The sequence below is a fragment of the Streptomyces sp. SM1 genome, assembly GCF_002910825.1.
Classification (GTDB): Bacteria; Actinomycetota; Actinomycetes; order Streptomycetales; family Streptomycetaceae; genus Streptomyces; species Streptomyces okerensis.
Genome location: NZ_NEUB01000712.1, coordinates 1 through 5,740, shown reverse-complemented (window position 1 = coordinate 5,740; position 5,740 = coordinate 1). Strand labels below are relative to the sequence as shown.

Below are 5,740 nucleotides of genomic sequence, written 5' to 3'. Positions count from 1 at the left end.
CGGCCTGTCCTGACCCCGGCCTGTCCTGACCCCGGCCTGTCCTGACCCCGGCCTGTCCTGACCCCGTCCTCCGCGGCCCTACTCCCTCTCGGACTTCCGGTACGAGGGGTCCAGCTCCCGTACCTCGGCGGAGGCGTGCAGCACGACGCCCCCGGCCGGCTTGACGTACTGCCGCAGCAGTTCGAGCACGCTCTCGGTGAGCCGGGCCTTGGTCTCGTCGGAGCGGCCGGCCAGCAGGGCTATGTGGACGTGCACGAGCGCGTGTCCGTCGGTGTCGGGGCCGACCACGACGTCCCCCGTCCGCCGGAACCGTGTCTGGCACGCCGGGGGCCTGGCGGCCGCGATCTCCACGACGGCGGTGTGCAGGTCCCGCGCGAACGCGGGCCGGTCGAAGCCGTCCGTCAGGTGCTCGGAGTAGTCGACGGTGATCTGCGGCATGAGCCCTCCTGTTCCAAGGTCAGAAGGGCTCACACTAGCCGCAGCGTCCTACCGGGTCAGCCGGCCGTGGTGAACACCGCGACCGTGCGCGCCGGGACGGTGAACGTGCCGGAGGCCCCGGCGTACGACGAGGCCTTCACGACCGCGTCCCCGCCCGACGCCTGCACCGGGTGCAGCCGGTAGCCGGTTCCGGTGAGCGCGCCGACGCGCTGTTCCTGCCGCTCGGGCGTGGCGTTGAAGACCACGACCAGGTCACCGAGCCTCATGGTGATGACACCGGGTGTCTCGTCCCTACCGGACAGCGGGAAGGAGAGCCGGGACTGCACCTGGCCCGCGGTGTCGAGGGAGAAGACCTTCTCCGTCGTACGGATCCTCAGCAGGTCCTGGTAGGCGGCCGAGCTGCCCTCGATCTGCGGGCAGCCCACCTCCACCGCGCCCAGCAGGGGTTTCGCGTACGGCCACTTGTCCTCGTTGTCGGCGGCCGGCGGCAGACCCCGGCCGAAGCCGTTGCCGGCCGCGCAGTTCCAGTGGATCGCGTTGAACCAGTCGCCGCTGTCGTAGGAGTTGCGGTCCAGGGACTTGGAGCGCAGCAGGTCGGTGCCCGCCTGGGAGAGGGCCGGGCCCTGCGAGAGGGTGGCCGTCGCCATGGCGAGGACCTGCATACGGGCCCGGTCGTCCGCCGACGTGTCCATCGGCAGCTTGAAGGCGAGCGCGTCGAACAGCGACTCGTTGTCGTGCGCGTCGGCGTAGGAGAGGGCGTCGCCGGGCGCGGCCGCGTATCCGGCGGGGGCGCCGTTGTAGTCGACCTGGGAGCCCTTGACCACCTTGCCGCTGGTGTCGGTGAACGTGTAGTCGGCGAGGTTGCCGGAGAGCCCCACCTTGATCAGGTCCTGGTAGTGCAGGAGCCGGGCCTTCTGCTCGGCCTCGGTGCCGTTGTCCGCGGAGGTGTTGGGGTCGGTGTAGAGGCCGGAGGCGAAGCCCTGGACGCCGGGGTCCTCGTCGAAGGGGCCGCCGCCGCGCACGGCGTCGCGGGCCCGGTCGGAGAAGGTGGCGATGCCGGTGCCGGCCATGTTCTTCTGCGTGGCCTGCTCGAAGCGGACGTCGTCGGCGATCTCGCCGAAGTTCCAGCCCTCGCCGTACAGGATGATCTTCTTGCCGTCGACGCCGTCCCGCTCGGGGGTCAGCTCGTCCAGGGCCTTGCGCACGGCGAGGATGTTGGCCTTCGGGTGGTGGCCCATGAGGTCGAAACGGAAGCCGTCGACCTTGTACTCCCTGGCCCAGGTGACGACCGAGTCGACGACGAGCCTGCCCATCATGGCGTTCTCGGGAGCCGTGTTGGCGCAGCAGGTGCTGTCGGCGACCGAGCCGTCGGCGAGCAGCCGCTGGTAGTAGCCGGGCACGATCCGGTCCAGGACGGAGGTCTTCGCCTGGCCGCTCGCGGCGGTGTGGTTGTAGACCACGTCCATCACGACCCGCAGGCCGTCCTCGTTGAGCGCCTTGACCATCTTCCGGAACTCGACGGTGCGGGCGGTGCCGTCCGGGTCGGTGGCGTAGGAGCCCTCGGGGACCGTGTAGTGGTACGGGTCGTAGCCCCAGTTGTAGGCGTCCTCGGCGGCGGCCTTCGCCACGCACTCCTGCTGCTCGCGGGAGTCGGCGGGGTAGGAGGCAAGGTCGCAGTCGACCCGCGCCTGGTCGGACTTCCGCTCGGGGATGGTGGCGATGTCGAACGCGGGCAGCAGGTGCACGTACGAGGTGCCGGACCGCGCCAGCTCACGCAGGTGCCGGGAGCCGTCGCTGTTCCTGTCGGTGAAGGCCAGGTAGGTGCCCGGGTTCTTCGCCGTGGGGTCCTCGACGGAGAAGTCGCGGATGTGCAGTTCCTGGATCTGGGCGTCCTTGAGCGGTACCGCCTTCGGTTTGCCGTACGTCGACCACCCGCGCGGCTTCAGGGACCGGTCGCCGAGGTCGACGACGAGGCTGCGCTCGGAGTCGCTGGTCAGGGCGACCGAATAGGGGTCGGTGACCTTGTTGGTGGTGATCTCCTGGGTGCTGGGCGCCCACACCTCCACCTCGTACCGGTACTCCTTGCCCTGCCAGGAGCGGGGACCGGTGACGGACCAGACGCCGGTGGCGTCGTCGCGGCGCATCCGCACGGTGCGGTCGCCGATCTCCAGCGACACGTTCCGCGCGGTCGGCGCCCACACCGAGAGGGTGGGCCGGCCGTGCCGGAACACCGGGCCGAGGCCGGCCCTGGTGGCACCGGAGGCGTAGAGGTCGTCGAGGACGCCCGCGATCTGCACGCCGGTGGCCGCGAGCACGGCGCCGCTGGCCGCGTGCTGGGCGGCGACGACCTGGCCGCGCAGGGCCTCGCGGACCCGGTCCCGGTCGCGCGGGTCGACGGTCCAGGCGGTGCCCTTCGCGAGATGCGGGAACCTCGCCTTCTGGGCGTCGGTGAGTGTCGCCCCCGTCAGGCGCAGCCAGCGTGCGTCGTCGCCGATCAGCATCCCGTCCCGCACCCTGATCGAACCGGTGCGGGAGGCGAGGAGCTGGGTGGAGGCGGCGGCCTCGGAGCCGTCCCAGACGAGGGTGTCCCGGTCGATCCAGACCGCCTTGGAGGTGGTCGGGTCGAGGGCGGCCGCGGAGCCGACGGGCTGCGGCAGGAGGTACTTCTCCTGGCCGTTCAACAGCCACACCTCGTGGCCGTCGGCCTTGAGGTCGAGCGACTGGTCGGACGGGAGGTCCTTCTCGTCGCCCTTGTGGATGATGTAGCTGAGGCTGGTGGCACCCTCGGTGAGCGGTACCTCGAAGACAGCGCCATACGTATCAGTCTTCACCGGCTCCAGGGGGTTCGACCAGTCGGTGGGGTCCGCGGCACCGGTCCAGGTGTGCAGGCCCCAGCCGTCGTAGTTCCCGTCCGCGCGGTGGTAGTGCAGCACCGCTTTGGTGGTGTCCTGGGCCGGGTACTCGGGCCGCTCGGTGGCGACGGGTTCCTTGCCCTGCTCGATCCAGATCTCACCGGTCCTGGTGAGGTCGATCGTGCGGTCGGTGGCGACGTCCTTGTTGCCGTCCTTGTCGATGACGAGGAAGCCGAGGTCGGACGCGCCCGGCTTGAGCTTGAGGTACGCGAAGGCACCGTAGGCGTCGCGGCCGGTGAAGGGGTGGCTGTCCGGCCACTCGGTGGCCTCGCCGTCCGCGAGGTCGCCCCAGGCGTACAGGCCCCAGTCGTCGTAGTCGCCGTCGGGGCGCTGGTAGTGGACGACCGCGTAGTCGCGGGAGGCGGCGGACGGCTGCTCCTCCACGGGCGGTGTGCCGGTGGTGGAGGCGGCCAGGGCACTCGCGGTGCGGCCGGCCGAGTCGATCACCACTGCCTTGTAGCGCAGGGCGGTGCCGGCGGGGACGTCCGCGCCGATGGTGTGGGTGACCTTGTGGGGGGCGTGGTCGGCGGAGCCGAGGATCTGCCACCTGCCGCTGCCGGTCCGGGCGGCGAAGACGACCCGGTTGAGTTGTCCGCCCTCGACGCCGGCGGTGAGCTCGACGGTGCCGGTGGCGCCGGCCTCGGGGGCCTTCAGCGTGATCGTGGGCTTCACGGCGGGTTTGCCGAGCGGGCCGGATGCCTTGAGGACGATCGCGCGGCCCGCCGGAACAGTGACCGTGATCTTCTTGTCGGCGTCGCTGGTGACGGTGGCGTCGGTGCCGTGGAGGCCCTTGAACGTCATCCGGGCGGAGCCGGTCGCGAAGGTGGCCTTCTTCGCCTCGCCGGCGTTGTTGAAGGCGACGACGTACTCGGTGGTGTCCTTGCCCGTGCCGGTGCGGGAGAAGGCGTAGACGCCCGCGCCGTCGGCGGCGTACCGCTCCTGCTGGATGCCGTCGGTGAGGGCGGGGTGGGCCCTGCGGAGCTTGGCGAGAGCACTGATCTGCCGGTAGAGCGGTGCTCTCGTGTCGTAGGTGTCCTCGGCGTGGGTGCGGTCGCTGCCGATCAGGTCGTCGTCGAGGTAGTCGGCGGTGCGGGAGGCGAAGAGGGTCTGGCGGGCGTCCTTGTCGCCGCCGGCGCCGGTGAATCCCTGTTCGTCGCCGTAGTAGACGACGGGGTTGCCGCGGCTGAGGAACATCAGCTCGTTGGCGAGCATGTCCTTCTTCAGCAGCTCCGCGTCGGACGCCTCCGGGTTGTCCTGCTTCAGGAACGTGCCGATGCGGCCCATGTCGTGATTGCCGAGGAAGGTGACCTGCTCGTAGGCGTTGGCCCGGTCGGTCGTGTACTTGTGGTCGTCGCCGAAGACCGCCGCGAGCTTCTGCGCGCTGCCGCCCTGGGAGGCGTACTGCCGGGCCGCCTCCTGGAACGGGAAGTCCAGGGTGGCGTCGAGGCGGCCCTCGGTGACGTACGGGGCGGTGACGTCCGTGTCGGCGGAGTAGACCTCGCCGAACATGAAGAAGTCGTCCCGGCCCCTCTTGGCCGCGTAGGCGTCCAGGGCGGTGGCCCACTGGGTCCAGAACTCCATGTTGACGTGCTTCACGGTGTCGATCCGGAAGCCGTCGATGTCGAAGTCCCGCACCCACCGCTGGTAGATCTTCTCCATGCCGTCGACGACCTCGGGACGCTCGGTCCACAGGTCGTCGAGCCCGGAGAAGTCTCCGTACTCGCTGGACTCGCCGGCGAAGGTGGAGTCGCCCCGGTTGTGGTACATGTCCGGGTCGTTGAGCCAGGACGGGACCTTGATCCGCTTCTTGGCGCCGGGTACGACGGGGGTGCGCGGGAAGGAACCGCCGTCCACGCGCGGGAAGCGGCGCGAGCCGTCGGCGTAGTCGGCGTCGTCGAAGGGCTCGCCGTCCTTCGTCAGGTAGGGGAAGGCGCCCTTGGTGAGGTAGTCGTAGGACTTCTCCTCGTAGTCGACGACGTCGGCGGTGTGGTTGGTGATGACGTCGAAGAAGACCTTCATGCCCTTGTCGTGGGCCTTGTCGATGAGCTTCTCGAGGTCGTCGTTGGTGCCGAAGTGCGGGTCGACCTGGGTGAAGTCGGTGATCCAGTAACCGTGGTATCCGGCGGAGGCGTCCTTGCCGGTCCCCTGCACGGGCTGGTTCTCGAAGAGGGGCGCCATCCAGATGGCGGTGGTGCCGAGCCCCTTGATGTAGTCGAGCCGCTTCGTCAGGCCCTTGAGGTCGCCGCCCTGGTAGAACCCCTTGTCGGTGGGGTCGTACCCGGTGCTGAGACGTGAACCGGTCAGTCCGCCGCGGTCGTTCTTCGTGTCACCGTTGGCGAAGCGGTCCGGCAGGACGAAGTAGAACTGCTCGCGGGTCAGATCGTGCCGCG

The 5,740-nt window shown here is 69.9% G+C and carries 2 protein-coding genes; both read right to left on the bottom strand.

Features of this window, described 5'->3' with window-relative positions; genetic code table 11:
• Positions 1–78 precede the first annotated feature (78 nt).
• Positions 79–438: a 5-carboxymethyl-2-hydroxymuconate Delta-isomerase gene (locus tag B9S61_RS20230; RefSeq protein WP_103543524.1), complete on the bottom strand. Its 360-nt coding sequence runs from the start codon at positions 436–438 to the stop codon at positions 79–81.
• A 56-nt stretch (positions 439–494) separates the two neighbouring features.
• On the bottom strand, positions 495–5,740 hold a 5,246-nt coding region (gene pulA, locus B9S61_RS20225), incomplete at its 5' end, for a pullulanase-type alpha-1,6-glucosidase (protein ID WP_103543523.1).